The organism is Tritonibacter multivorans (genome assembly GCF_001458415.1).
In the GTDB taxonomy this organism is placed as follows: Bacteria; Pseudomonadota; Alphaproteobacteria; order Rhodobacterales; family Rhodobacteraceae; genus Epibacterium; species Epibacterium multivorans.
Genome location: NZ_CYSD01000030.1, coordinates 1 through 26,579 on the forward strand (window position 1 = coordinate 1; position 26,579 = coordinate 26,579).

The window sequence follows — 26,579 nt, forward strand, 5'->3', positions numbered from 1 at the left end:
GATCATGTTTTTGACGTAGTCGGCGTGGCCGGGGCAGTCAACGTGAGCGTAGTGACGTGCTTCGGTCTCGTATTCCACGTGCGCGGTGGAGATGGTGATACCACGTGCGCGCTCTTCCGGTGCACCGTCGATCTGGTCGTATGCCTGGAAGTCACCGAAGTATTTGGTGATTGCCGCGGTCAGAGTGGTTTTACCGTGGTCAACGTGGCCAACGGTGCCGATGTTGACGTGCGGTTTATTACGTTCAAACTTTTCCTTAGCCATAATGGCCTCCTTTTAGGTTTTTAGAGGAAGCGCGGCAAACCGCACTCCCCCAATTCTTTGAAACGCTTATGCGTATTTCGCCTGGATCTCTTCCGAAATGTTGTTCGGAACCGGATCGTAGTGGGAGAACTGCATGGTGAACTGCGCGCGGCCCGAGGACATGGAACGCAGGGTGTTGATGTAGCCGAACATGTTCGCCAGCGGCACGTTTGCGTCGATCGCAATCGCGTTGCCGCGGGGTTCTTGGCCGGACACCTGACCACGACGGGAGGTAAGGTCGCCGATGATACCGCCGGTGTATTCTTCCGGGGTGATCACTTCGACCTTCATGATCGGTTCCAAGAGTTTCGCGCCAGCTTTCTTCATGCCTTCGCGCATGCACATACGTGCCGCGATTTCAAAGGCCAGAACGCTGGAGTCAACGTCGTGGAACTTACCGTCGAGCAGAGCAACCTTGAAGTCGATCACGGGGAAGCCAGCCAGCGGGCCGCTATCCATGACAGACTGGATGCCTTTTTCAACACCAGGGATGTATTCCTTCGGAACCGCACCACCAACGATGCGGGATTCGAAGGAGTAGCCTTCGCCTGCTTCGGTGGGGGTGATCTCCAGCTTCACTTCGCCGAACTGACCCGAACCACCCGACTGTTTCTTGTGGGTGTAGGAGTGTTCAACCGGCATGGAGATGGTTTCACGGTAAGCAACCTGCGGCGCGCCGATGTTTGCTTCAACCTTGAATTCACGCTTCAGACGGTCAACCAGGATGTCCAGGTGCAGTTCGCCCATGCCTTTCATGATGGTCTGACCGGATTCCAGGTCAGTTTCCACACGGAAGGAGGGGTCTTCAGCAGCCAGACGGCCCAGACCCTGAGACATTTTCTCTTGGTCTGCTTTGGTCTTCGGCTCAACCGCGATCTCGATCACCGGATCCGGGAAGTTCATGGTTTCCAGAACAACCGGGTCATTGGCGGCACAGAGGGTGTCACCGGTGGTGGTGTCTTTCAGACCTGCCAGCGCGATAATGTCGCCCGCGAACGCTTCCGTGATTTCCTCACGGTTGTTCGAGTGCATCATCATCATACGGCCAACGCGCTCTTTACGACCTTTGGTCGAGTTCAGCAGGGTGTCACCCTTGTTGAGCGTGCCGGAGTAGATACGCGTGAAGGTCAGCGAGCCAACGAAGGGGTCGTTCATGATTTTGAACGCGAGGCCAGAGAACGCCATTTCGTCGTCTGCACGACGAGCAATGTTACGCTCTTCGGTTTCGTCACCCGGCTTAAAGCCCATGTAATCAACAACGTCGAGCGGGCTCGGCAGATAGTCGATCACAGCGTTAAGCAGCGGCTGAACACCTTTGTTTTTGAACGCGGAGCCACCCAGAACCGGCACGAATGCCATTTCCAGAGTACCTTTGCGGAGGAGCTTGCGCAGGGTCGCCACGTCAGGCTCTTCGCCTTCCAGGTAGGCTTCCATTGCGTCGTCGTCCATTTCGACGGCCGCTTCGACCATCTTACCGCGCCATTCGTTGGCCATATCCTGCAGTTCAGCGCGGATTTCACGCTTTTCCCAGGATGCGCCAAGGTCTTCACCGATGTAGACCCATTCTTCCATGGTCACCAGGTCAACCAGGCCTTCCAGCTCGGTTTCTGCACCGATCGGAACACCGATCGGAACAGCACGTGCACCGGTACGGTCTTCGATCATGTTGACGCAGTTGAAGAAGTCAGCGCCGATCTTGTCCATTTTGTTGACGAAGACCATACGCGGAACCTTGTAGCGGTCAGCCTGACGCCACACGGTTTCGGTTTGCGGTTCAACACCTGCGTTTGCGTCCAGAACACAGACAGCACCATCGAGAACCGCCAGGGAGCGTTCAACTTCAATGGTGAAGTCAACGTGGCCGGGGGTGTCGATGATGTTCAGACGGTGCTTCGGAGTGTCGGCGGTCTTACCGTCTTCGGTGCGTTCCCAGAAAGTGGTGGTCGCAGCCGAGGTGATGGTGATCCCGCGTTCTTGCTCCTGCTCCATCCAGTCCATGGTGGCTGCACCATCGTGCACCTCACCGATGTTGTGGGACTTACCTGTGTAGTACAGGATGCGCTCGGAACAGGTGGTTTTACCTGCATCGATGTGCGCCATGATACCGAAGTTACGGTACAGTTCGAGCGGATATTCGCGTGCCATTTGGTTTTAGCCTCTGAAGAGTTACCAGCGATAGTGCGAGAAGGCTTTGTTTGCCTCAGCCATCTTGTGAGTATCTTCGCGCTTCTTAACGGCAGAACCACGGCTTTGTACAGCGTCAAGCAGTTCACCGGCGAGGCGTTCTTCCATTGTGTTCTCGTTGCGACCACGCGCGGCAGAGATCAGCCAGCGGATTGCAAGAGCTTCGCGGCGCTCGGGGCGAACTTCACAGGGAACCTGGTAAGTTGCACCACCCACGCGGCGGGAGCGAACTTCCACAGCGGGTTTTACGTTGTCGAGTGCTTCGTGGAACACTTCAACAGGTGCGCGCTTTACTTTGACTTCAATGCGGTCGAGCGCATTGTAGACGATTTTTTCTGCGACCGATTTCTTACCATCGATCATCAGGTTGTTCATGAATTTAGTCAGGACTGTATCGCCAAATTTGGCGTCAGGCAGGACTTCGCGTTTTTCAGCAGCGTGACGACGGGACATATTAAACTATCCTTCTGATTACTTAGGACGCTTCGCGCCGTACTTGGAGCGACGCTGCTTACGATCTTTGACGCCTTGGGTATCCAGAACACCACGCAGGATGTGGTAACGGACACCCGGAAGGTCTTTTACACGGCCGCCACGGATCAGAACCACAGAGTGTTCCTGAAGGTTGTGGGATTCGCCCGGGATGTAAGAGATCACTTCGAAACCGTTGGTCAGGCGAACCTTCGCAACCTTACGCATAGCGGAGTTCGGTTTCTTCGGTGTGGTGGTGTACACGCGAGTACAGACGCCACGCTTCTGCGGGCACTGCTCCAGGTGCATGGACTTGGAGCGTTTTACTTTCGGCTGACGCGGCTTGCGGATCAGCTGTTGGATCGTTGGCATTCCGGTTAATCCCCGTTTTGCAACACTATGTCATGCACGCAGGAGCCTGGGGCCCGGTATCGCGTGCGGCGAATTCTGTCTCTTGCGACCCATGTTCCCAGACCTTCCGCACAAGCGGAAAAACCGCAAACGTTCCCATTCCGAGGTGAACGTCGCGGTGGGTTAACAGAGGATCAGGGTGATAAAAGTGCCCTGACCTTGAGCCACTACAGATATGATTTCGGCGTACCAGAGCGGAACTCTGGTGGCCGGATGTTGGGCGTATAGGGGGAGTCGCGGAAATTGTCAACAGCACCCCCCACAGGGGACCGGAGTCCAAGGGTGCTGTTTTCGCTGCCTTCTCTAGCGGGTTTTCAGCCGCCACACCAGCGGCGAGATCGCCAGTACCAGGACCGCCCCCAGAAGGAAGGGCGCGCCGGGGAAATAGATGCTGCTGTCGTTGACAAAATACTCGAACACCCCGGTCAGCAGCAGCGGCGCGGCGACGGCCGCAACAGAGTTCAGGGAGGCGATCACCCCCTGTATCAGCCCCTGCAGATCTTCGCCCACCCGGTTGGAGGCAAAAGCCGTCATCAGCGGTGGCGCCATATCCGCGAGCGCGGTCAGCGGCATGACCATAGCCACCACCCAAACCGCCTGTGCGCTGCCAATGCCAACAAAGCCGACGATTGAGGCCACCATGGCAAACAGCAGCGTCCGGTAATCACCAAAGCGCTTCGTCAACTGCGGCAGGACGCCAGCCTGCACCACCGCGATCAGCACCCCATAGGCCGACAGGGTCAGGCCGATGACAAAGCCATTCCAGCCGAACATCTCGCGCCCCCAGAAGGCCCAGAGTGTCGGATAGACCATATTGGCCAGTTCAAACACAAAGAGACAGATCAGGGGCACCGCCAGACCCGGCAGCCGGAAGGCCCGCAGGATCGAGCCAAAGGGGTTCAGATCCCGCCGCCCAAAAGGGCGTCGTTTCTCGGGCTTCAGCGATTCCGGCAGCACAAAGATCCCGAACGCCACGTTCAGCGCCGACATGACGGCGGCAATCCAGAAGGGTGCTGTGATGTGCCATCCTGACGCCAGCCCGCCCAGGGCCGGGCCCAGCACAAAGCCAATGCCAAAAGCCGCCCCAATCATGCCAAAGGCCGCGCCGCGGTCCTCGGGTTTGGCAATGTCGGCAATATAGGCCGTGGCGGTCACATAGGTCGCCCCGGCAATGCCCGCCACAATACGGCCCACCAGAAGGACCCAGTAGGTCTCGGCCAGGGCCATGATCACATAGTCCAGCGTCAGTGCCGCAAGCGCGGCAATCAGCACCGGCTTTCGGCCATAGGCGTCTGATAGGCTGCCGACAACGGGACCGCACAGGAACATCGCCGCCGCATAGGCCGACATCATCACCCCGCCCCAGAACGCGCCTTGCGCCGTGCTGCCCGCGCCCACGCGGTCCATCAGATCGGGCATGATCGGAAACACAATGCCGACGCCAATGGCATCGATCATCAGTGTGGCAAGGATAAACAGGAAGGGGCCGGTCAGTTTCATAGCGCCACCGAATAGCCCCGGCCTATGTCTTGCAAGCTGCGGCCCGCAATTTTCACGCGTAGTGGGCAAAAAACCATCGCCCTGTTGCCCCGCGACCCACTTCGCCCCACCCCGCTTGTCATGGGCACGAACTGCGCCCATAGTCGGGACCAAAGACATTCATCGTCTAAGGAATTTTCATGCAAGTGATTGGGCTCTGCCGGTTTTCCTACCCGGCCATTGGCGGCTTTCAGGTCGAGCACGACAGCATCGAGGCGCGCATTGCCTATCTCTATGCCGAAGCGCGGCTGGAAGAGCGGTTCCGGCTGTTTGAAACGCTCGCCCTGCCCTGCCTGCGCGAACAGACCGACCAGGATTTTGACCTGATCGTTGTGATTGGCAACAGCCTGCCCCCCCATCACGAAGACCGACTGCGCGCGCTGGTCGCCGACATGCCGCAGGTCCAGATCCGCAAAGAGCCACCGCGCAAGCAGCGCGAGGTGATGAAAGAGATCCTCAATCAGGCGCGGCGCGACCCGAAACAGCCCTGCCTGCAGTTCCGCCATGATGATGACGATGCGATCTCGGTCGATTTTGTCGAACGGCTGCGCGCCACTGTGACGGATTGCCGGGGGCTGTTTCGCAATCACAAGACGGCGGCCGTGGATTTCAACAAGGGCTTTGTTGCCGAGGTCAGCGCTGATGGGATTTCGGCGACCGAGGTGTTCCGCCCGTTCTATGTGGCCGCGCTGGGGATGTATGTGCGCGGCGGCTGCCCGCTGACCATTATGAATTTTGCCCATGAACGCATCCCGCGCTTTATGCCTGCGGTTTCTATTTCAGACGCGCCCATGTGGGTACGAAGCCACAATGGGTCCAATGACTCGCGCCAGAAACCCGTCAAGGCGATTGAGGTGGAACCGCTGACACCCGCGCAGGAAGGCGAGTTTGAGGCCCGTTTTGCCATTCGGCGCGATCACGTGGCTTCGGTGTTTTCGTCCAGCTGAGCCGTGCGGCGCAGGGTGAACAGCCCTGCCGCAACCACAATCGCAGCGCCCAGCAAGGTCAGGTTGTCCGGCCAGTCGCCAAAAACCAGCCAGCCCAGCAAGAGCGCCCACAAAAGCCCCGCATAGCGGAAGGGCGCAATCGCGGACACCTCGCCCACGCGCATGGTCATCACGGACGTCAGATAGGCGAGAAAGATCAGCCCTGCCGCAAGGGTCATCATGCCCCAATCGCTGGCGTCAGGTTTTGGGCCCACCCAGCCTTCGACGGCCCCCAATACCACGCCAAAGATCGTCACCGCCACCGAGGCCAGACAGGCAATGCTGAGCGACGGCACGGCCTTCGACACCAGCCGCGTCGCCATATCGCGCGCGGTCAGGACAACGACGGCCAACAGCGCGAAGATGGTTTCAAACCCCAGGCCCTCGGCGCCGGGGCGGACAATCAGCAGCATGCCAACAAAGCCAAGCGCAATCGCAAGGCTGCGCCGCCAGCCCACCTTTTCGCCCAGGAAAACGGCGGCGGCGAGCGTCACCGTCAGCGGCAACATCTGCAGGATCGCCGTCAGGGTCGCCAGCGGCACGGTCATCAGCGCCGTGAGAAAGAAAAAGGTCGCCGCCACCTCCATCGTGCTGCGGATCGAAACCGCCCAGGCGTCCCGTCCCCGGGGCAGGCGCAGCGCGCCAAAGCGCCAGGCAAGCAGGGCAATCAGCGCACTGGCCAAGACGCCGCGCATGGTGATCATCTGCCAGAGTTCCAGCCGCTGGCCTGCGAGTTTCACAACCGTATCGTTCATGGCAAAAAACGCCATGGTGGCCACCATCAGGGCTGCCCCTTGGGCATTCGGGGACAGCCGCGACAGCATGGGTCAGATCGCCTTCAGCGCCGCCAGCGACAGCCCAAAATGGGCCCGCAGATCAGCGTCTATGTCCTCGGGCGTCATTTCGTCCTTGCGGCCCATGATCGCCGGGTCCGAATGGTTGTCCCAGTGATGGGTGCGAATGAACCCCGGCACCGTGATATCCGAGAAGGTGTTGTAGTGCTGGGCAAACTTGCGGTGATTATACCGATAAGGGTTTTCGCCCTGCCCTGCCGGGCGCACCAGCGCGGTGCCGACAGACAAGGGCGCGCGCTCAATGGCGTCAAAGACTTTTGGCTCTGCGCCGCGCTGCAGGTAGAACCCACGGTTGTAGGAAATCACAAAAGGCGTTGAAGCCCCCTGCATCGCCACCAGCGACCCGGCCAGCCGTTTGGTGCGGGCGACGTAGTCCACATCCAGCGCGTCGTCGTCATCGAGCCGGAACAGGATCTGATGTGTCGCCCCGCCGCGCGGCATCAGACCATAAGCCTTGTTCAGCGTTCCATAGTGACGCGCCACCGGAAAGGGCACGATGGAGATATTGGCGCTGTCGCCAACAATATCCATCAGCTGGGTCAGATATTGCTCTGGCATCCGGTCCGAGGTGGCAATCACCAGATCAAACCCCTGATCGCGCTGGCGTGTCAGCGACGGCAGGCAAAGCTTTTCAAACAGATGCAGCCGCAGGGCCATGCGTTTGGCAGAGAAGATCTCTTCTGCGGCTTCCTCTATTGAGGCAAAGCGATCCATATTGAAGGTCGAGGTCAGGACCGAAAACCGCAGCACACCGTTCATCTTGAATGTTGGTGCCATTGGGTCCGCCTCTCCTTGCCAGCTCTCAAGACAAACCACAGCCACGACGCGCTGCCAAGCGTGGATTTTCTGGCAGGGCCCGCCGACCTTTTCGGCAGACCCCGAACCCCCTGCTTAGGGGGTGTTAATGCTGATCGCGCCATTGTGCAGAAAGCAGGTTTTATCAAATACCGACAGATCCAAGGGGTTGGGCAATCTGACATCAGAAACATCCGGCAGGTCCTTGCCGCTCAGGTCAAACATGCGGTCGATCTGAGAAATGACCACGCAGATTGCGGCAGATGTTTTGACGAACTTTCGCAAGGCCGCGATTTGTTCTGGTAGGCTGGAGTTGACCCGTTTCTGATCCAGCAGTTGCAGGTAGTCCACGACAATCAGCGCAGGCGAGGTGGTGTCTTGCAGACGAGAGATTACATAATCTGCCGATACATCATCCGATGTATCGACCGTAATCGGGAACTGGCCCGCTGCCCTATCGACATTCAAAGAAGCTAGCAGATCAGCAATATCCCGTTCGTGGTAATCCAGCGTAAAGAAATAGCCCTGCCGCCCCAAGATTGCGGCCATGCAGGCCAACTCCAGCCCGACGCGGGTTTTCCCCTGCCCCGGACGCGCGCCGAGCAGCACCAGATCGCCGGGCTTTAGGTTCGACATCATTGCGGTGGCCGGCGTTTCACCTGCCGATGCGGCGGCAAGGTGGCTCCAGCTTTGGAAGCCTTCTTCCACGGCGATATGATCCAGCGCCTCGTGAAGGGCTATGGGCTTTTGGCGCGCCATGCGCTTGGCGTTGTGCTTGAGACGATGGATGGGGGCGGACAATTGCATTGCGGTTCTCTCCTCAAAGACGCCATTGCAACCCCTCCTTATGCCTGCGCCCGAAAGACAGATCCGTTTTGTATAGCTCCGCATGTCAGATGCTTCCCAAGTGGAGGGCGGAGGCCCGAGCAAGGCCTGTTCGGATTGTGCCCGAACCCGAAGCAAAAGAAAACCCCCGCACCGTTGCCGATGCGGGGGTCTTTGATGTCTTAGCCTAGAAGGTCAGCGATCAATCGCGGCTTTCCGGAGTTTCGACCAAGTTGTCGAAGTCCGCGCCAGTGTCGATCACGTCATCCATGGAGGGTGCGGCCAGTGCAGCTGCTGCCTCTGCTTCTTCGCGACGGGCCTCGATGACCACATTGTCGCGCGAAGACGCAACCTGACGGACGCGCTGGGTTGCCCCACCGGTACCCGCCGGGATCAGGCGACCCACGATGACGTTTTCTTTCAGACCAACAAGCTTGTCTTTCTTACCCTGCACGGAGGCCTCGGTGAGGACGCGGGTGGTCTCCTGGAAGGAGGCCGCAGAGATGAAGGACCGGGTTTGCAGCGACGCCTTGGTGATACCAAGGAGGATCGGTGCGCCCTGCGCCGGACGCTTGCCGCGTGCCAGTGCCTTCTCGTTGGCTTGATCGAACTCTTGCTTGTCGACGTGTTCGCCCTTCAGCAGCGTGGTTTCACCGCTGTCAGAGATCTCCCACTTTTGCAGCATCTGGCGAACGATCACCTCGATGTGCTTGTCGTTGATCTTCACGCCCTGCAGACGATAAACGTCCTGAACTTCGTCGATCATGTAGTTGGCCAGCGCTTCGACACCCATAATGGCAAGGATGTCATGCGGCGCCGGGTTGCCGTCCATGATGTAGTCGCCCTTCTGCACGAAGTCGCCTTCCTGCACCGGGATGTGTTTGCCCTTGGGCACCATGTATTCGACGGTGTCCTTGGACTCATCTGCCGGCTCAATGCCAATGCGACGCTTGTTCTTGTAGTCGCGGCCAAAGCGCACGTAACCATCGATTTCGGCGATGATCGCGTGGTCTTTCGGACGACGGGCTTCGAACAGTTCCGCAACGCGCGGCAGACCACCGGTAATGTCCTTCGTCTTGGCACCTTCACGCGGGATACGTGCGATGATGTCGCCCGCTTCCATGGTCTGGGTGTCTTCACAGGACAGGATGGCGTCCACGGACATCGGGTAGGTGACCGGGTTGCCGAGGTCATTGCGGACCGGCTCGCCGTTGCTGTCGACCAGGATGATCTCCGGCTTGAGGTCGGAGCCTTTCGGCGCCGCACGCCAGTCGATCACGATCTTCTGGGTCATGCCGGTTGCATCGTCGGTCTCTTCGCGGACCGCGAGGCCCGAAACGAGGTCGACGTATTTCGCAATACCCGGCTTCTCTGCGATGATCGGCAGAGTGTAGGGGTCCCATTCAAACAGCTTGTCGCCGCGCTTGATGTCCTGACCTTCGGCCACGAACAGCTTGGTGCCGTAGCCCAGCTTGTGGTTTGCGCGTTCTTCGCCGTGTTCGTCTTGAATGATCAGCTTCATGTTACGGCCGATCACCAGCACGTCGCCTGCCGCATTGGTCAGGGTGTGCGGGTTTTCAAAGACGATCTTGCCCTCTTGCGAGGCCTCGAGGAAGGACTGCTGGCCACCTTGCGCAACGCCACCAATGTGGAACGTACGCATGGTCAGCTGAGTACCAGGTTCACCGATCGACTGTGCCGCGATGATACCGACCGCTTCACCCTGGTTCACCAGAGTACCGCGGGCCAGGTCACGACCGTAGCACATTGCGCAGACGCCCTCTTCGCTCTCACAGGTGAGAGGCGAACGGATGCGTGCGGTTTGTACGCCGGCGGCCTCGATGGCATCGGCCATACGTTCGTCGATGAGCTGCTGGCTTGCCACCAGAACCTCTTCGGTGCCCGGACGTTTGATGTCATCGGCTGCAACACGACCCAGCAGGCGTTCGCCCAGGGACGCAACGATTTCACCATCGTTGACCGCAGCTTCGGCCGTGATCGCGTTTTCAGTGCCACAGTCATGCTCGCGCACGATGCAGTCCTGCGCCACGTCCACCAGACGACGGGTCAGGTAACCGGAGTTCGCAGTCTTAAGAGCCGTATCCGACAGACCTTTACGGGCACCGTGGGTCGAGTTGAAGTACTCGAGAACCGTCAGGCCTTCTTTAAAGTTCGAGATAACGGGTGTCTCAATGATGTCGCCGTTCGGCTTGGCCATCAGGCCGCGCATACCGCCCAGCTGACGCATCTGCGTGACAGAACCACGCGCACCGGAGTGGGCCATCATGTAAACCGAGTTCGGTTCCATAACCGCGCCGTTCTCGTCGCGCTTGTCGGCGGAGATGGTGGACATCATCGCCTCGGTCAGCTTGTCGTTACACTTGGACCAGGCATCGACAACTTTGTTGTACTTTTCGCCCTGAGTGATCAGGCCGTCCATGTACTGCTGTTCGAAGTCTTTCACCTGATCGCGGGTGTCGTTCACGATGGTCCATTTGGTGTCGGGGATCACCATGTCGTCCTTGCCGAACGAGATGCCCGCCTTGAACGCTTCGCGGAAGCCCATGGTCATGATCTGGTCACAGAAGATCACGGACTCTTTCTGACCGCAGTAACGGTAGACGGTGTCGATGACCTGCTGAACTTCGCGCTTACGCAGCAGACGGTTCACCAGTTCAAACGGTGCCTTGGCGTTCTTCGGCAGCAGCGATCCCAGACGGGCACGGCCCGGTGTGGTCTCGAAACGCTGGAAGACTTCCAGACCGTTTTCATCGATCTGCGGCAGACGCACGGTGACTTTGGAGTGCAGGTGAACTTCGCCTGCGTCGAGCGCGTGCTGAACCTCTTCCAGATCCCCAAAGACCTTGCCTTCGCCAACCATGCCTTCGCGTTCCAGGGTCAGATAGTACAGACCCAAGATCATATCCTGCGACGGAACGATGATCGGTGCGCCGTTTGCAGGCGACAGAACGTTGTTGGTGGACATCATCAGGACGCGCGCTTCCAGCTGTGCCTCAAGGCTCAGCGGAACGTGCACAGCCATCTGGTCACCGTCGAAGTCCGCGTTAAACGCAGAACAGACGAGCGGGTGCAGCTGGATGGCTTTACCTTCGATCAGCGTGGGTTCGAACGCCTGAATACCAAGACGGTGCAGCGTCGGCGCGCGGTTCAGCATGACCGGGTGCTCGCGGATCACCTCGTCGAGGATATCCCAAACTTCGGGACGCTCTTTCTCAACCAGCTTCTTCGCCTGCTTCACGGTGGAGGACAGACCTTTGGCCTCCAGACGCGAATAGATGAAGGGCTTGAAGAGTTCGAGCGCCATCTTCTTCGGCAGACCACATTGGTGCAGCTTCAGTTCCGGACCGGTCACAATGACCGAACGACCGGAGAAGTCGACGCGTTTCCCCAAAAGGTTCTGACGGAAGCGACCCTGCTTACCTTTCAGCATGTCGGACAGCGACTTCAGCGGGCGCTTGTTGGCACCGGTGATGACGCGGCCACGACGGCCGTTGTCGAACAGAGCGTCCACAGATTCCTGCAGCATCCGCTTTTCGTTGCGGACGATGATGTCAGGCGCGCGCAGTTCGATCAGACGCTTCAGACGGTTGTTCCGGTTGATCACACGACGATACAGATCGTTGAGGTCAGAGGTCGCGAAACGACCACCATCCAGCGGAACCAGCGGGCGCAGTTCCGGCGGGATGACCGGGATCACGGTCATGATCATCCACTCCGGACGGTTGCCGGATTCCAGGAAGGATTCCACAACTTTCAGGCGCTTGATGATTTTCTTGGGCTTCAGTTCACCGGTGGCTTCTGCAAGCTCGGCACGCAGCTGCTCGGCCTCGGCTTCGAGGTCGATGGCAGCCAGCATTTCGCGGATCGCTTCAGCGCCGATATTGGCGGTGAAAGCGTCCATGCCATAGGTGTCTTGCGCATCCATGTACTCTTCTTCGGTCATCATCTGGCCGTATTGCAGGTCGGTCAGACCCGGCTCGATGACAACGTAGTTTTCAAAGTACAGAACGCGTTCCAGATCGCGCAGCGTCATGTCCAGCATCAGACCGATGCGGGACGGCAGCGACTTCAGGAACCAGATGTGTGCCACGGGGGCTGCCAGTTCAATGTGGCCCATGCGCTCGCGGCGCACTTTCTGAAGGGTAACTTCAACACCACATTTTTCGCAGACAACGCCGCGATATTTCATGCGCTTATATTTGCCGCAGAGACATTCGTAGTCTTTGATCGGGCCAAAGATACGCGCACAGAACAGGCCGTCGCGTTCCGGTTTGAACGTACGGTAGTTGATGGTTTCCGGCTTTTTGATTTCGCCGTAGGACCAAGACAGGATGCGTTCAGGCGACGCAAGGGAGACTTTGATTTCATCAAAGACCTTCGCCGGCGTCAGCGGGTTGAACGGGTTATTTGTGAGTTCCTGGTTCATTTTGATACCTCAAATTTCGCGGAAGGGGGGAGTGGGGTAAGGGCGCGGGGCCCTTACTCCTCAACCTCCGCATCCAGGAGTTCCATATTCAGGCCGAGGCCACGGACTTCTTTCACCAGAACGTTAAACGATTCCGGGATGCCCGCTTCAAAGTTGTCCTCGCCCTTGACGATGCTCTCGTAGACCTTGGTCCGGCCAGCAACGTCATCCGATTTCACCGTCAGCATTTCCTGCAGGGTATAGGCGGCGCCGTAAGCTTCCAGAGCCCAGACTTCCATCTCACCGAAGCGCTGACCACCGAACTGTGCCTTACCACCCAGCGGCTGCTGGGTAACGAGGGAGTACGGGCCAGTGGAACGGGCGTGGATCTTGTCGTCGACCAGGTGGTGCAGTTTCAGCAGGTATTTGACACCCACAGTCACCGGACGGGCGAACTGTTCACCGGTGCGGCCGTCAAACAGGATCGACTGACCCGATTTGTCAAAGCCTGCACGCACCAGCGCGTCGTTCACGTCGTCTTCTTTTGCACCGTCAAAGACCGGGGTTGCGATCGGAACACCGCGGGTCACATTGCCCGCTGCTTCCAACAGCTCGCCCTCGTCCATGTTGGACAGGCCTTCGGCATAGACGTCTTCGCCATATGCATCACGCATTGCGTCACGCACCGGGGTCAGATCGCCAGAGCGACGGTATTCCTGCATCGCCTCGTCGACCTTGATGCCCAGACCGCGTGCGGCCCAGCCCATGTGGGTTTCAAGGATCTGACCAACGTTCATACGGGACGGAACGCCCAGCGGGTTCAGACAGAAGTCAACCGGGGTACCATCGGCCAGGAACGGCATGTCTTCCATGGGAACAACGCGGGAGATAACACCCTTGTTCCCGTGACGACCCGCCATTTTGTCGCCCGGCTGCAGCTTGCGCTTCACCGCGATGAAGACTTTGACCATCTTCATCACACCCGGCGGCAGATCGTCGCCACGGCGGACTTTTTCGACCTTGTCTTCAAAACGGGCGTCGAGTGCACGCTTCTGTGCCTCATATTGCTCGTTCAGAGCCTCGAGGATCTGAGCGTCTTTCTCGTCTTCGAGTGCAAGCATCCACCACTGACCACGGGTCAGCTGGTTGTCCAGCAGATCCTCGTCCACAACGGTGTTGCCACGGACGCCGCGCGGGCCTTTGACAGCCACTTTGCCCAGCAGCAGGCCACGCAGACGGGCGTAGATGTTGCGATCCAGGATCGCCAGCTCGTCGTCGCGGTCACGGGCGAGGCGTTCAACTTCCTCACGTTCGATCTGCAGGGCACGTTCGTCTTTTTCCACACCGTGGCGGTTAAAGACGCGCACTTCCACAACCGTCCCGTAGTCACCCGGCTTCACACGCAGCGAGGTGTCACGCACGTCAGAGGCTTTCTCACCAAAGATGGCGCGCAGAAGCTTTTCTTCCGGCGTCATCGGGCTTTCGCCCTTCGGGGTGATCTTACCAACGAGGATATCGCCCGGTTCCACATCGGCACCGATGTAGACAACGCCCGCCTCATCAAGGTTGCGCAGAGCTTCCTCACCGACGTTGGGGATGTCGCGGGTGATCTCTTCCGGGCCAAGCTTGGTGTCACGCGCGGCGACTTCAAACTCTTCGATGTGCACGGAGGTAAAGACGTCATCCTTGGCGATCCGCTCAGAGATCAGGATGGAGTCTTCGTAGTTGTAGCCGTTCCAGGGCATAAACGCGACGATCACGTTTTTACCCAGCGCCAGTTCACCCATATCGGTGGACGGGCCGTCAGCAATCACTTCGCCTTTGGTGACCTTGTCACCCACTTTCACCAGCGGACGCTGGTTGATGCAGGTGTTTTGGTTCGAACGCTGGAACTTGCGCATGCGGTAGATGTCCACGCCTGCGTCGCCCATTTCGAGGTCTTCAGTTGCGCGGATAACGATACGCTGTGCATCAACCTGGTCGATGATCCCGCCGCGTTTGGCCTGGATTGCCGCGCCAGAGTCGATCGCCACTTTTTCCTCGATGCCGGTCCCGACCAGCGGGGCCTCGGCCCGCAGCAGCGGAACCGCCTGACGTTGCATGTTCGAACCCATCAGAGCGCGGTTCGCATCGTCGTTTTCAAGGAACGGGATCAGAGAGGCCGCAACAGACACCAGCTGTTTGGGGCTCACGTCGATCAGGTCCACGTTCTCGGAGGCCGCCAGCGTATAGTCGCCGGACTGACGGGTCGAGACGAGGTCATTGACGAACTTGCCGTTCTCATCCAGCGCCGCGTTGGCCTGCGCCACAGTGTGACGCATTTCCTCGGTGGCGGACATGTAGTGAACTTCGTCGGACACAACGCCCTGGTTCACAACACGATACGGGGTCTCGATGAAGCCGTATTTGTTCACGCGGGCAAAGGTCGCCAGCGAGTTGATCAGACCAATGTTCGGACCTTCCGGCGTTTCAATCGGACACATACGACCGTAGTGGGTCGCGTGAACGTCGCGGACCTCAAAGCCAGCACGTTCGCGGGTCAGACCGCCCGGGCCAAGCGCCGAGAGACGGCGTTTGTGGGTGACTTCCGACAGCGGGTTGGTTTGGTCCATGAACTGCGACAGCTGCGAGGAGCCGAAGAATTCACGTACCGCAGCCGCAGCCGGTTTTGCGTTGATCAGATCCTGCGGCATCACAGTGTCGATCTCGACAGAGGACATACGCTCTTTGATCGCGCGCTCCATGCGCAGCAGACCAACGCGGTACTGGTTCTCCATCAGTTCGCCCACGGAACGCACACGACGGTTGCCGAGGTGGTCGATGTCGTCCACTTCGCCTTTGCCGTCACGCAGCTCAACCAGCGCTTTGATACAGGCGATGATGTCCGCCTTGCGCAGGGTACGCATGGTGTCTTCGGCATCGAGTGCCAGACGCATGTTCATCTTCACGCGACCAACAGCAGACAGGTCATAACGTTCGGAATCGAAGAACAGCGTGTCAAACAGCGCAGACGCGGCTTCGACGGTCGGCGGCTCACCCGGACGCATAACGCGGTAGATGTCCATCAGCGCGGTGTCGCGGCCCATGTTTTTGTCCTGCGCCATGGTGTTGCGCATGTAGGGGCCAACGTTGACGTTGTCGATGTCCAGAACCGGAATGTCGGTGATGCCCGCATCCAGCAGTTCCTTGACGGTACCGCCAATGATGTCGCCGTCTTTGTCGTATTCCAGGGTCAGCTCATCACCGGCTTCGACATAGATCGCGCCGTTTTCTTCGTTGATGATGTCCTTGGAGACGTATTTGCCGACGATGTGGTCGAAGGGAACCAGAAGCTCGGTGATGGTGCCTTCTTCGATCATCTTCTTCACGGCACGAGGGGTCACCTTCTTGCCTGCTTCGCAGATGATTTCGCCGGTGCCTGCGTCGACCAGGTCAAAGGTCGGACGGGTGCCACGCACACGGTCAGGGAAGAACGGAGTAACCCAACCACGGGACTTCTCGAGAGAGAAGTTCACGGTGTTGTAGTAGGCATCCATAATGCCTTCCTGGTCCAGACCCAGCGCGTACAGCAGGGTGGTCACAGGCAGCTTGCGGCGACGGTCGATACGGGCAAAGACGATGTCTTTTGCGTCGAATTCGAAGTCCAGCCAGGAACCGCGGTACGGGATGATGCGGCAAGCAAAGAGCAGTTTACCCGAGGAGTGGGTCTTGCCCTTGTCGTGGTCAAAGAACACGCCCGGCGAACGGTGCATCTGAGACACGATAACGCGCTCGGTGCCGTTCACGACAAAAGTGCCGTTCGGTGTCATCAGAGGCAGATCGCCCATGAAGACGTCCTGTTCTTTGATGTCTTTTACCGATTTTGCACCGGTGTCTTCATCGACATCAAAGACGATCAGACGCAGTGTGACCTTCAGCGGCGCGCTGTAGGTCATGTCGCGTTGCATACACTCTTCGACGTCATACTTCGGTTTTTCCAATTCGTATTTCACGAACTCCACGACGGAAGTTTCGTTGAAATCCTTGATCGGGAAAACCGACTGGAAAACGCCCATGATGCCTTCGCCGTCAGTCGGCTGATCTGCATCACCAGAGCGGAGGAAAAGATCATAAGAAGATTTCTGGACCTCAATGAGGTTCGGCATCTCCAGCACTTCGCGGATTTTGCCGTAATATTTACGAAGACGTTTCTGGCCAAGGAACGATTGAGCCATGTCAGATGTCACCTTTCAGATTCTCGCTGACCAAGAATGCCGCCGGGCCCCGGCTTCTTGCCCATCAGAGACAGCGCGGTCGGATCAATTCATGGCCGCCGTCCCGAATGGCGACCTCCCGATCCTAAAAAACCTCGCCTGAGAAAGCCGCCCTAGCGTCACCGCGGTGACATCCGATCTTTCCGATCGGTAAGGCCCCTTTCTGAGACAGGTTTAGCCGGACCCGGGTTGCCCCGGATCCAGCCAATCATGTTCGAGGGATATAAAGCAGACTTCGAGGTGCGAAATCCAGCCCAAATTCCTCTATAGCGCGACTTAGGCCAGCTCGACTTCGGCGCCAGCTGCTTCCAGCTTGCCTTTGATGTCTTCTGCTTCGGCTTTGTCGACGCCTTCTTTGATCTTGCCGCCAGCTTCAACCAGTTCTTTGGCTTCTTTCAGGCCCAGACCGGTGATGCCGCGAACTTCTTTGATCACGTTGATTTTGGATGCGCCGGCGTTCTTCAGAACGACGTCGAATTCAGTTTTTTCTTCCTCAGCTGCGCCGCCGGCGTCGCCACCAGCTGCCATGACAACTGCGCCGCCTGCTGCGGGCTCGATGCCGTACTCGTCTTTGAGGATGGTTTTCAGTTCTTGTGCTTCCAGCAGGGTCAGACCAACGATGCTTTCCGCGAGTGCTTTCAGATCAGCCATTTTATCAGCTCTTTCCGTATACAGTGTGTGTGTTATCTAACGTGGGTTTCTTCACCCTACGCCAGTCATTCAGTGCCAACCGCTTACGCAGCTTCCGCCTTCTCTTCGATGGTCGAAAGGATGCTTGCGATGTTGCTTGCAGGTGCGCCAATTGCGCCAGCGATGTTGGAAGCAGGTGCGCCGAGCATGCCTGCGATGGTAGCAATAAGCTCCTCGCGGGACGGCATTTTCGACACGGCTTCAACGCCGGCACGATCCAGAGCGTTCTCACCCATTGCGCCGCCAAGAATTTCGAACTTTTGGTTCTCTTTGGCGAAGCCCTCGGCCACTTTGGCAGCTGCCACAGGGTCCTCGGAATAGGTCAGTACGGTCATACCCTTCAGCAGGTCAGACATGCTTTCACACGGCTTACCCTCGAGGGCGATTTTGGCGAGCCGGTTCTTGGCAACACGCACGGAACTGCCGGCTTCGCGCGCACGCGAACGCAGGTCCTGCATTTCAGCAACTGTCAGACCGACATAGTGGGCTACGACCACCACGCCAGAGCTTTCGAAGATCTGGCCGAGTTCCTCGACCACCTTGTCTTTCTGGGCTCTATCCACAGTTCTCTCCAAGTTTAGGGGTGCAAAACACCCCGGCTCATTTAGATGCCCGACCCAAAAGAGGGCCTGGCGTTCAAGTCCGAATTACGGGGTTAAGCCAAAATCACCCGAGAGCAACAGCCCTCGATCTAATTGGTCCTTCCCGTCTCAGGCAGGAAATTAAGACACTTGCGTGCCACCCACCGTCTTGGACGAAATGAACAAGAAGCGCGCAATAGAATCGCACGCCTCAGTTCGTGTGGTGCGTATACGCCTGTAGGGCTGCCTTGCCAAGCCTTTAATGCGAAGCACAGCCCAGCAGAGCAGCCAAAGTCCGCTCTGAGCCCAAAGACACCAATACAGCAACCTGAACCAACGACCGTTTTTCTGTGTTGTGCAGCTTAGTTAATGTGGATTGCGGTATCAAATCGTTTGGTTCTCGGTAACCTCATGAAGAGAGTTCGCGATTTCACTGCAAGCTGATTTGGCTCCGCAAACCGAAATTAGCACTGCGGTTCCCTGAAGAGGATTTCAATGTTGTGCCCGTCAGGATCGAAGACGTATGCGGCATAATATCCTGGTTCATAATGATCGCGATATCCCGGTCCACCGTTGCAGCGTCCGCCGCCAGTGATCGCCCCTTGATAAGCAGTCTCTACAACCTTCTTCCCGGTGGCCTTGAAGCAAATGTGCAGATGGGGTTTGGTGGCCTTCCCCTCGGTGATAAGAAACGCAGTGACGCCGCCCATCTCAATACCAAGCTCTCCGGCACCTACGTCAAAAAACGCCACCTCTGCCCCAATCGCTGTGAAGATTGGAGCGTAAAACGCGTAGGCTGCGGATATGTCGCTAACCGTGAATTCGACATGATCGAACATACTCAACTCCTTAAGACGAATGGCACGCACCTGAAGCAGGGGCACGTACTGACTGATCTGAATTCAGCCGTGAAAATCGCAAGCACTTATAGTCGCAGCGAAGCGAAAGCTGTCACTAGTATTGGATAGATGAATGGTAGCAAAGTCCGCGAAGCTCCACCAAAAACAAAAAAGGCGGCGCTTTGCAGCGCCGCCTTCTTGAATTCTCACTGTCCCGAAAACTTATTCGGAAACTGCGCCTTCAACGTCAACGGTGACGCCCGGGCCCATGGTGGAAGACAGTGCAATCTTCTTCATGTATGCGCCTTTGGCACCCGACGGCTTTGCTTTTGCAACAGCAGAGATGAACGCTTTGACGTTCTCGACCAGCTTGGCCTCATCAAAGGACGCTTTGCCAACGCCTGCGTGCACAACGCCGCCTTTTTCAGCTTTGAACTGAACTTCGCCACCTTTGGCTGCTTCCACGGCCGCTTTCACGTCCATGGTCACGGTGCCAACTTTGGGGTTCGGCATCAGGTTGCGCGGGCCCAGAACTTTACCCAGACGGCCAACGATGGGCATCATGTCCGGGGTCGCGATGCAGCGATCGAAGTCCAGGTTACCTGCTTGGATGGATTCCATCAGGTCTTCTGCACCAACGATGTCTGCGCCAGCTGCGGTTGCTTCTTCCGCTTTCGGGCCGCGTGCGAATACTGCAACGCGCATCGCTTTACCGGTGCCGTTGGGCAGGCCAACAACGCCGCGAACCATCTGGTCTGCGTGACGGGTGTCAACGCCGAGGTTCAGAGCGATCTCAACGGTTTCGTCGAATTTGGAGGTTGCGTTGGATTTCACCAGTGCAACAGCTTCTTCAACGGTGAGGTTTTCTTTGCCTGCGAAGGCTTCGCGCGCTGCGCGGGTACGTTTGCCGAGCTTTGCCATCTTACTTCACCTCAATGCCCATGGAGCGGGCAGAGCCCAGGATGATCTGCATTGCAGCTTCGACGTCGTTCGCGGTCAGATCTTTCATCTTCGCTTCGGCGATTTCACGAACCTGTGCAACGGTCACGGATGCAACAACTTCACGACCGGGTGCTTCGGCACCACGGGGACGGTTGCGCTTACCGACGGGCTTCAGGCCAGCCGCTTTTTTCAGGTAGTAAGACGCGGGCGGCGTCTTGATGTCCATGGTGAAGGACTTGTCCTGATAGTAGGTGATCACGGTGGGGCAAGGCGCGCCTGCTTCCATTTCCTGCGTCTTGGCGTTGAACGCCTTGCAGAATTCCATGATGTTGATGCCGCGCTGACCCAGCGCCGGACCGACCGGCGGGGAGGGGTTGGCTTGACCTGCAGGGATCTGCAGCTTCATTGTACCAGCAAGCTTCTTGGCCATTTGGTGTTCCTTTCAACTTAGGTGAAACGCGTTCCACCCGGTGCATGTTGCGTGGTCCGATCCAATGGGTCGCGACCCGTGAATCTCCCACGAGAGAATCTCGCCCGAAGACGATAGAGGGCTCTTAGTGGGGTTTGCGGGGGTTGGCAAGAGGCTAGAAGGAACCGCTTTAAAGCTTTTCAACTCATGGCGGACCTGTAGGAGTAGCTATTGAATTACAACGTCTCTTTGGGTTGCGTCGGCATGGATTTGATTTGGAATAACATTGACTGGAACTGGAACCATCACCCCAATCCAGATGCGGAGGCCATCAAAAACGCCAGCGAACTACTTGTGGCAGCGAAAGCGGCAGACATTTTCCCAGAGCGCGCGGGGTCGGGTGTCTTCCCATCGGTGCGGCTCCTCTGGCGAGGTGGCATCGTCGAAGTCGAAGTGTTCCAAGATTGCTTTGAACTATATTTCTTGCCCGGCGCAGACGACAAAAGAAGCTATACGATCGACGAGTTTGATGCGGCATCGCCTGATGCGCTATCAAAACTCATTGCAAGAATTTCGGACATTTTGCGAACGCTTTAAGGATCTGAGCGCGGCGCTGCACAAAAGGGCTAAAAAAACGCCGCGCTGGATCTCTCCGGCGCGGCGATTTTTAATTTCAATTGCGCGAGGCGCTTAGCCCTGCTTGGTCACCTGGGTAAAGTCCAGCTCGACCGGGGTTTCGCGGCCGAAGATGGAGACGGTAACCTTGAGCTTCTGGTTGTCGTCGTCCACGCCCTCGACCATGCCGTCGAAGTCCTCGAAGGGGCCGTCGTTGACCTTGACCCGCTCGCCAACCTCGAAAGAGATGAGCGTACGCGGCGCTTCTTCGCCTTCCTGGACGCGGCCCAGAATGCCCTGCACCTCAGCATCGCGCATCGGCATCGGGCGGCCCTGCGGGCCCAAGAAACCGGTGACGCGGTTGATCGAGGTGATCAGGTGATAGCCGCGGTCGGACATTTCCATGTGGACCAGAACATAACCGGGCATAAAGCGGCGCTCGGTTGTCACCTTCTTGCCGCGGCGGATCTCGATCACCTCTTCGGTGGGGACCAGAACTTCGTCGATCTGATCCTCAAGACCCTTTTCAGCCACTTCAGAGCGGATCTGTTCTGCGATTTTCTTCTCGAAGTTCGAAAGAACGCTGACCGAATACCACCGTTTCGCCATGAACCTGATCGTCCCTTTAGTCTGTCATCAAGCGCGGGGCGAACCCTCGCGCGGAATTCTGTGAAATTTGGCAGTCATACTGCCCCGAACAAAAAGCGGCGTGCAACACGAATCGCGGCACGCCCCTGTCGTCGTAACGGCTGACCTATCGCCCGCAGGGGCAAAGATCAAGGGAAGAAGCCAAAAGGCCCCGCCCCGAAACCGATTAGCCAAACATGCCGAGGATGCCTTCGAGGCCAAAGCGGATCAGAAGGTCCACCAGCGCAAAGAAGGTCGCCGTCAGGGCGGCCATGATGAAAACCATAACGGTGGTCAGCAGCACTTCGCGACGGGTCGGCCAAACGACCTTTGCAACTTCGGCGCGGACCTGCTGGATGAACTGCACGGGGTTAAGGGTGGCCATGTGGCTTTAAACTCTCTGTCTGTGGTTAAAGGCCGATCTACCTGTTGAACGTGGCAATTTCAAGTCCCGCCCCTGCACCTCTGTGCTGAGGCAGGGTCGACTGGCGGGTCTGTCGGGGGTTCTTCGTGGTTTCGGCGCGGTTTCGGCACCGTGTTGGCACCGTGTTGGCACCGTGTTTTCCACAGAAAACTGCGCAGCCTGCCCCTGCCGCTCAATCCCTTTTTAAGAAAGCGCCGCCAGAGTCGGTGCAATCGGTAGAAGGCATTGTCCGGCCCCGACGTCATGTTCTGGGACATGGCCCGGCGGCAACCGACCCTTTTGAGAGTGAGACACCATAATATGCAGTATGCATTTGCCGGGCAGAAAGCCACAGCACCAAAAGGCGGGATCGCCGCCACAGCCTCTACAAAAACTGCGACTCTGACCGTTACCCCTGCCACCCTGCGGGACGCGCGCTTTGGCGGCAGCAATCCGCCCGCAGAGCTGATGGATCGTCTGGAGAACTTTTTTGCACTCGGGCATTTCAAAGACTGTGCAGGCGTCACCGCCAAAGCCCTGGCTCACTTTGAACAAAGTCCCTTTTTGTGGGATCTCCTGGGGCAAAGCCATCTGCAACTGGGCGCTTTGGACGAAGCGCAGACCTGCCTGAACAAGGCGCATCAGCTGGCCCCCGAGACCCCCGCCCCCCTGACTGCACTGGCTGAGGTCTGGCGGAAGCGCCAGCACCCCAAGGAGGCAGAGGCTTTCTTTCGTAAGGCGCTGTCCAAAGACGGAAATCACCTGCGCGCCCTGACCGGGCTGGCGCGCCTGTTGCTGGACACCGGGCGCGCACAGGAAGCACGCCCCTTGGCCGAACAAGCCGCCGCACAGGACGCCCAGCAGGCCTCCGTGCAGTTCGATCTGGGCAATGTGCTGCGCAGCTGCGGGGACCGCGACGCCGCGATCGCGGCCTATGCCCGCGCGGCAGAGCTGGCGCCCGATCAGGCCGCACCGCGCTACAATCTGGCGCAGTTGCTGGCCACCTCGGGCCAAGAAGCCAAAGCGCTGCCGCATTTTGAGGCCCTGCTGGCCCACACCCCTGATGACGACCGGACGCGGGCGCATAAGCTGCACTGTCAGGCGCAACTAAACGACTGGAGCTGTTTTGACGAATACCAACAGCACCGGCGCACACTGGGCCTGCGGGGCAAAGCAGTGCCGCCCTTCCTGCTTATGGGCATGGAGGACAACCCCGACCTCTTGCGCGTGCGCAGCCGGGCTTATGCGGCGGAACAGATCAAAGTGACCGCGCCGCCCCCTCTGCCAGCCTCAGTGGGCAGCACCCGGCCCGAGCGACTGCGAATCGGATATTTCTCTGCGGACTTCCACAATCACGCGACAATGCACCTGATGGCGGGCCTGTTCGAACAGCACGACCAAAGCCGGTTTGACATCCAGGCGTTCAGCTATGGGCCAGACCGCACGGATGCGCACCGCCAACGCCTGGAACGCACTGTCAGCGCCTTTCACGACTGCCGCCAGATGGACGACCGGACATTTATGGATCACGCAAAGGCGCAGGCCTTGGATATTGCGATCGATCTAAAAGGATTTACGGGGCGGACACGATGTCGGATCTTTGGCGACCGTCTTGCGCCATTGCAGGTTTCCTATCTGGGCTATCCCGGAACCCTTGGCAGCCCGGCATTTGACTACATTGTCACCGATCCAGTGGTCAGCCCGGTGGGCAGCGAACACCATTTTGAGGAATCGCTGCTGCGCCTGCCCCATTGCTACCAGCCCAACGACAACACCCGGCGCATTGCCACACGGCAGTTCACACGGCAAAATTGCGGACTGCCTGAAGACGGGTTTGTCTTTGCCTGCTTCAACAACAGCTACAAAATCACGCCGCAGGAATTCGACATCTGGATGCCGCTTCTTCGAGAGGTTGACGGCAGTGTGCTGTGGCTGCTGAGCAGTGGCCAAATTTCCGAGGACAACCTGCGCCGCGAGGCCGCCAAACGGGGCGTGGACCCCAGCCGTCTGATCTTTGCCGACCGGGTGACGCCCGACGAACATCTTGCCCGTCAAAAGGTGGCAGATCTGTTCCTGGATACCTTCTGCTACAATGCGCATACCACCGGCAGCGATGCGCTTTGGGCGGGGCTGCCCTTGGTCACCCTGCCGGGGCGCCAGTTCGCGGCACGTGTCGGGGCCAGCCTGCTGACCGCCTTTGGCCTGCCGGACCTGATTGCCAAAACGCCAGAGCAATATCGCGCCATTGCACTGAACCTGGCCCAAGACGAGACCGCAATGCTGAGCCTGCGCAGCCGACTTGCCCCCCTGCGTCGCAGCGCGCCACTGTTTGACACGCAGCGCTATGCCCGTGATCTGGAGTGCGGTTTCGACATGATCCACGACCGCTACCGCGCGGGCCTTCGGCCTGCTCATATCGCGGTGCCCGCAGCCCCCGCCACGGCAGATGTGTCGCCCGTCACCCTGCCCGCCAAAGCGGCGCGCGCATAACTGCGCAACGACCAACAGCCACGGCGGAGAGATCCGGCGCGGCACAGTACGTTTGCGCCCCAAACGGGTATAGGCTTTTACATGAACTTGGGAAAATGGCAGGGGCACCAGGGCTCGAACCCGGGACCTACGGTTTTGGAGACCGTCGCTCTACCAACTGAGCTATACCCCTACGGTGCGGCAGTTCCTATGCGAGTGGCGCAGGAGAGGCAAGAGGAAAATCCAGCTTTTTGCGCCCGCTGCCAAAATTCCCTGATAACCGCTAGCCAATCTCAAGACCAAGATAGCTGCGGTCATCAAAGGAAAGCCGGTCAGGCCCCAGCCCTTTGCATTGCAAATTGGCGGAAATACACAAAGGATCCTCTGCCAATAGCGCCTTTAAGCGGGCTTCCGTTTCGGCAAGACTGTCGGCGACCTCGGGATAGCCATCCGACGTGACAATCAACCGCCCGCACTGCGCGATGTGACACTCCTGAAGGGCCTCAGGCACCGGCGCGCCATTGATGGCCCCGATGCTCAGCCGGTGGCCCGCCCGATTAAGCAGTCGCGACTGCTCTGCCAGCTGCGGTGCGATCAGACTGTCATAATCGGGCTGCAACATGATCTCGGCCGGGCTATGCCCCTCTGCCAGTCGCGCCTCGATCATCATGCCCCGGACCCGAGCAGAAAGCTCCTCAGCGCGAAAACGCGCCTCTGGCCCTGCCCCGTTGTTGCGAAATTTGCAGTCCCCAACACGCCAGATTTCGCCCCGTTCGGGCAGCAGCAGGCAGAACACATAGCCACCGGTGCGGCGGATGTCCTGTGTCCCCGCCGCCGATTTCACCGCGCGCACATCCGCAGTCAGCGTCTCAACCAAGGTCGCAAGGTCGGTGAACACATGCGCATCCTGAAGAAGCGCAACCGCGCGATCCAAAATCTCGGTGATCATCGCGCGCCCCTCGCCCATAGGCCCAGGCGAACCATCCAGAACGCCAATGCAGGCAGCCCCTTCGACGATCCGATCTTCCGTGTATCCACAGGGGCTCTTCCCCTGCGAGAACCGTTCCAGAACAGACACCTTCATGGTTGCCTCCGCATGTAAATTCACCCCGCCCAAGTGCGGCAAGGCTTGTCAGATGCGGTGCAAATTTCAATCATTCCCAGCGTCCGTCAAGCCGCCCCTTGCAGAAAGGCCAGCCCATGTTCCGCTATATCATCTACCTTCTTGCCGCGATTGCGATTGTCACTGGTACGCTCGATATTCTGAACGGCGCGGCCGGGCAGGCCCGCGCGGGATCGGACCTGACAGCGGAGCAGCTGAGCGATCCGATGCTCGACAATCTGTTTCGGTTCTTCGCGGCAGTCTGGCTCGGGCTTGGGCTGCAGATGCTTCTGTTTGTGCACGACCTGAAACGGTACCGCCCGGCCATGCTGCTGCTCTTGGGGATCGTGGTCCTTGGCGGTTGTGCACGGCTTGTGTCGATTATTGATGTCGGGCTGCCGTCGCAGACCGGCGGTCAGATCGCCGTCATTGTGGGGCTGGTGGCAGAGCTGTTGGTGAGCCCGGTTCTCATCTGGTGGCTCGTGAAACAGGCGCCGCAAACCTGATACACTCCTCTTTCATCTTTTCCCAAATATCCCGGAGCGCGAGGGTTGCCAGTGGATGCGCCATTGGTTCGAGCACCACTGGCGACGCCTTGCAAAAGGTTTAAAACACGCAAAAAGGGCGCCCCGCGGGACGCCCTTTCTTTACTTGCCAGCGTGTTGCTGTCGGGACATTCGCGCCTGCCCTGAACCGGACTGTGGCGCAAATACCCTGTCGCAACCTCTAAGATCACTCGGTGATCTTGGAGACAACGCCCGCGCCAACGGTGCGGCCGCCTTCGCGGATCGCGAAGCGCAGACCGTCTTCCATTGCGATCGGTGCGATCAGTTCAACGTCGAACTTCAGGTTGTC

At 58.5% G+C, this 26,579-nt stretch carries 23 protein-coding genes and 1 tRNA gene; 4 read left to right on the forward strand and 20 right to left on the reverse strand.

The features are described from left to right. The 5 genes from TRM7557_RS08970 to TRM7557_RS08990 all read right to left on the reverse strand — a co-directional run. Positions 1-264, reverse strand: a 264-nt coding sequence (locus TRM7557_RS08970) for a GTP-binding protein (RefSeq protein WP_235811443.1), incomplete at its 3' end; no start/stop codon positions are given. 66 nt (positions 265-330) lie between these two features. Then, on the reverse strand, positions 331-2,448 hold the full coding sequence (gene fusA, locus TRM7557_RS08975; RefSeq protein ID WP_058289888.1) for an elongation factor G: 2,118 nt from the start codon (positions 2,446-2,448) through the stop codon (positions 331-333). Positions 2,449-2,469: 21 nt separating this feature from the next. Beyond that, a complete protein-coding gene (rpsG, locus tag TRM7557_RS08980) occupies positions 2,470-2,940 on the reverse strand; it encodes a 30S ribosomal protein S7 (protein WP_058289889.1) in 471 nt (156 codons plus the stop codon). 18 nt (positions 2,941-2,958) lie between these two features. Then, positions 2,959-3,330 (reverse strand): 30S ribosomal protein S12, encoded by a 372-nt coding sequence (rpsL, locus tag TRM7557_RS08985; RefSeq protein WP_005621086.1) that lies wholly within the window; start codon positions 3,328-3,330, stop codon positions 2,959-2,961. A 342-nt stretch (positions 3,331-3,672) separates the two neighbouring features. Continuing rightward, positions 3,673-4,869, reverse strand: coding sequence for a TCR/Tet family MFS transporter (locus tag TRM7557_RS08990; RefSeq protein WP_058289890.1), 1,197 nt, complete (start codon positions 4,867-4,869; stop codon positions 3,673-3,675). A 179-nt stretch (positions 4,870-5,048) separates the two neighbouring features. Here TRM7557_RS08990 and TRM7557_RS08995 point away from each other — a divergent pair, with 179 nt between their 5' ends. Continuing rightward, positions 5,049-5,855, forward strand: a complete 807-nt coding sequence (locus tag TRM7557_RS08995) for a putative rhamnosyl transferase (protein WP_058289891.1) — start codon at positions 5,049-5,051, stop codon at positions 5,853-5,855. Here TRM7557_RS08995 and TRM7557_RS09000 read toward each other — a convergent pair. From TRM7557_RS09000 to rplK, 10 genes are all read right to left on the reverse strand, one after another. Beyond that, complete coding sequence (locus TRM7557_RS09000) at positions 5,825-6,718, reverse strand: DMT family transporter (RefSeq protein ID WP_058289892.1); 894 nt, start codon at positions 6,716-6,718, stop codon at positions 5,825-5,827. The genes TRM7557_RS08995 and TRM7557_RS09000 overlap by 31 nt on opposite strands. A gap of 3 nt (positions 6,719-6,721) precedes the next feature. After that, positions 6,722-7,525, reverse strand: coding sequence for a glycosyltransferase (locus TRM7557_RS09005; RefSeq protein ID WP_058289893.1), 804 nt, complete (start codon positions 7,523-7,525; stop codon positions 6,722-6,724). Positions 7,526-7,639: 114 nt separating this feature from the next. Next, entirely contained in the window at positions 7,640-8,350 is a 711-nt protein-coding gene (locus tag TRM7557_RS09010) for a DNA helicase (RefSeq protein WP_058289894.1), read from the reverse strand. Positions 8,351-8,570: 220 nt separating this feature from the next. Then, positions 8,571-12,815, reverse strand: coding sequence for a DNA-directed RNA polymerase subunit beta' (rpoC, locus tag TRM7557_RS09015; RefSeq protein WP_058289895.1), 4,245 nt, complete (start codon positions 12,813-12,815; stop codon positions 8,571-8,573). A gap of 53 nt (positions 12,816-12,868) precedes the next feature. Then, positions 12,869-17,008, reverse strand: a complete 4,140-nt coding sequence (gene rpoB, locus TRM7557_RS09020) for a DNA-directed RNA polymerase subunit beta (protein ID WP_058289896.1) — start codon at positions 17,006-17,008, stop codon at positions 12,869-12,871. A gap of 315 nt (positions 17,009-17,323) precedes the next feature. Beyond that, on the reverse strand, positions 17,324-17,698 hold the full coding sequence (gene rplL / locus TRM7557_RS09025) for a 50S ribosomal protein L7/L12 (protein WP_008559766.1): 375 nt from the start codon (positions 17,696-17,698) through the stop codon (positions 17,324-17,326). An 83-nt stretch (positions 17,699-17,781) separates the two neighbouring features. After that, entirely contained in the window at positions 17,782-18,300 is a 519-nt protein-coding gene (gene rplJ, locus TRM7557_RS09030; protein WP_058289897.1) for a 50S ribosomal protein L10, read from the reverse strand. A gap of 482 nt (positions 18,301-18,782) precedes the next feature. Continuing rightward, positions 18,783-19,157, reverse strand: a complete 375-nt coding sequence (locus tag TRM7557_RS09035) for a VOC family protein (RefSeq protein ID WP_058289898.1) — start codon at positions 19,155-19,157, stop codon at positions 18,783-18,785. 222 nt (positions 19,158-19,379) lie between these two features. Continuing rightward, a complete protein-coding gene (rplA, locus tag TRM7557_RS09040) occupies positions 19,380-20,078 on the reverse strand; it encodes a 50S ribosomal protein L1 (protein ID WP_058289899.1) in 699 nt (232 codons plus the stop codon). 1 nt (position 20,079) lies between these two features. After that, entirely contained in the window at positions 20,080-20,529 is a 450-nt protein-coding gene (gene rplK, locus TRM7557_RS09045; RefSeq protein ID WP_058289900.1) for a 50S ribosomal protein L11, read from the reverse strand. 210 nt (positions 20,530-20,739) lie between these two features. Between rplK and TRM7557_RS09050 the strand changes: the two genes are divergently transcribed. Continuing rightward, positions 20,740-21,105 (forward strand): hypothetical protein, encoded by a 366-nt coding sequence (locus TRM7557_RS09050; protein ID WP_131727540.1) that lies wholly within the window; start codon positions 20,740-20,742, stop codon positions 21,103-21,105. A 93-nt stretch (positions 21,106-21,198) separates the two neighbouring features. Here TRM7557_RS09050 and nusG read toward each other — a convergent pair whose 3' ends face one another. After that, positions 21,199-21,732: a transcription termination/antitermination protein NusG gene (gene nusG, locus TRM7557_RS09055; RefSeq protein ID WP_058289902.1), complete on the reverse strand. Its 534-nt coding sequence runs from the start codon at positions 21,730-21,732 to the stop codon at positions 21,199-21,201. A 205-nt stretch (positions 21,733-21,937) separates the two neighbouring features. After that, complete coding sequence (gene secE / locus TRM7557_RS09060) at positions 21,938-22,135, reverse strand: preprotein translocase subunit SecE (RefSeq protein WP_058289903.1); 198 nt, start codon at positions 22,133-22,135, stop codon at positions 21,938-21,940. A 339-nt stretch (positions 22,136-22,474) separates the two neighbouring features. Between secE and TRM7557_RS09065 the strand changes: the two genes are divergently transcribed. After that, a complete protein-coding gene (locus TRM7557_RS09065) occupies positions 22,475-24,643 on the forward strand; it encodes an O-linked N-acetylglucosamine transferase, SPINDLY family protein (protein WP_058289904.1) in 2,169 nt (722 codons plus the stop codon). Positions 24,644-24,739: 96 nt separating this feature from the next. Here the strand turns inward: TRM7557_RS09065 and TRM7557_RS09070 are convergent. Both TRM7557_RS09070 and TRM7557_RS09075 read right to left on the reverse strand, forming a co-directional pair. Beyond that, positions 24,740-24,815, reverse strand: a tRNA-Trp gene (locus tag TRM7557_RS09070). Between the two features lie 90 nt (positions 24,816-24,905). After that, positions 24,906-25,706: a hypothetical protein gene (locus TRM7557_RS09075; protein WP_058289905.1), complete on the reverse strand. Its 801-nt coding sequence runs from the start codon at positions 25,704-25,706 to the stop codon at positions 24,906-24,908. 116 nt (positions 25,707-25,822) lie between these two features. Between TRM7557_RS09075 and TRM7557_RS09080 the strand changes: the two genes are divergently transcribed. Then, positions 25,823-26,230 carry a DUF4345 domain-containing protein gene (locus tag TRM7557_RS09080; protein ID WP_058289906.1) on the forward strand — a complete coding sequence of 136 codons (408 nt, stop codon included), beginning with the start codon at positions 25,823-25,825 and terminating at the stop codon, positions 26,228-26,230. Between the two features lie 226 nt (positions 26,231-26,456). On the opposite strand, the gene TRM7557_RS19600 is transcribed toward TRM7557_RS09080, so the two are convergent. Continuing rightward, positions 26,457-26,579 (reverse strand): EF-Tu C-terminal domain-related protein (locus tag TRM7557_RS19600; protein WP_459565660.1); only part of this gene is annotated, 123 nt, incomplete at its 5' end.

Coding starts and splice junctions, on each gene's coding strand:
- fusA (WP_058289888.1), bottom strand. CDS start 2,448: ATGGCACGCGAATATCCGCTCGAACTGTACCGTAACTTCGGTATCATG.
- rpsG (WP_058289889.1), bottom strand. CDS start 2,940: ATGTCCCGTCGTCACGCTGCTGAAAAACGCGAAGTCCTGCCTGACGCC.
- rpsL (WP_005621086.1), bottom strand. CDS start 3,330: ATGCCAACGATCCAACAGCTGATCCGCAAGCCGCGTCAGCCGAAAGTA.
- TRM7557_RS08990 (WP_058289890.1), bottom strand. CDS start 4,869: ATGAAACTGACCGGCCCCTTCCTGTTTATCCTTGCCACACTGATGATC.
- TRM7557_RS08995 (WP_058289891.1), top strand. CDS start 5,049: ATGCAAGTGATTGGGCTCTGCCGGTTTTCCTACCCGGCCATTGGCGGC.
- TRM7557_RS09000 (WP_058289892.1), bottom strand. CDS start 6,718: ATGCTGTCGCGGCTGTCCCCGAATGCCCAAGGGGCAGCCCTGATGGTG.
- TRM7557_RS09005 (WP_058289893.1), bottom strand. CDS start 7,525: ATGGCACCAACATTCAAGATGAACGGTGTGCTGCGGTTTTCGGTCCTG.
- TRM7557_RS09010 (WP_058289894.1), bottom strand. CDS start 8,350: ATGCAATTGTCCGCCCCCATCCATCGTCTCAAGCACAACGCCAAGCGC.
- rpoC (WP_058289895.1), bottom strand. CDS start 12,815: ATGAACCAGGAACTCACAAATAACCCGTTCAACCCGCTGACGCCGGCG.
- rpoB (WP_058289896.1), bottom strand. CDS start 17,008: ATGGCTCAATCGTTCCTTGGCCAGAAACGTCTTCGTAAATATTACGGC.
- rplL (WP_008559766.1), bottom strand. CDS start 17,698: ATGGCTGATCTGAAAGCACTCGCGGAAAGCATCGTTGGTCTGACCCTG.
- TRM7557_RS09035 (WP_058289898.1), bottom strand. CDS start 19,157: ATGTTCGATCATGTCGAATTCACGGTTAGCGACATATCCGCAGCCTAC.
- rplA (WP_058289899.1), bottom strand. CDS start 20,078: ATGGCAAAGCTCGGCAAACGTACCCGCGCAGCGCGCGAAGCCTTCGCA.
- rplK (WP_058289900.1), bottom strand. CDS start 20,529: ATGGCCAAGAAGCTTGCTGGTACAATGAAGCTGCAGATCCCTGCAGGT.
- nusG (WP_058289902.1), bottom strand. CDS start 21,732: ATGGCGAAACGGTGGTATTCGGTCAGCGTTCTTTCGAACTTCGAGAAG.
- secE (WP_058289903.1), bottom strand. CDS start 22,135: ATGGCCACCCTTAACCCCGTGCAGTTCATCCAGCAGGTCCGCGCCGAA.
- TRM7557_RS09065 (WP_058289904.1), top strand. CDS start 22,475: ATGCAGTATGCATTTGCCGGGCAGAAAGCCACAGCACCAAAAGGCGGG.
- TRM7557_RS09075 (WP_058289905.1), bottom strand. CDS start 25,706: ATGAAGGTGTCTGTTCTGGAACGGTTCTCGCAGGGGAAGAGCCCCTGT.
- TRM7557_RS09080 (WP_058289906.1), top strand. CDS start 25,823: ATGTTCCGCTATATCATCTACCTTCTTGCCGCGATTGCGATTGTCACT.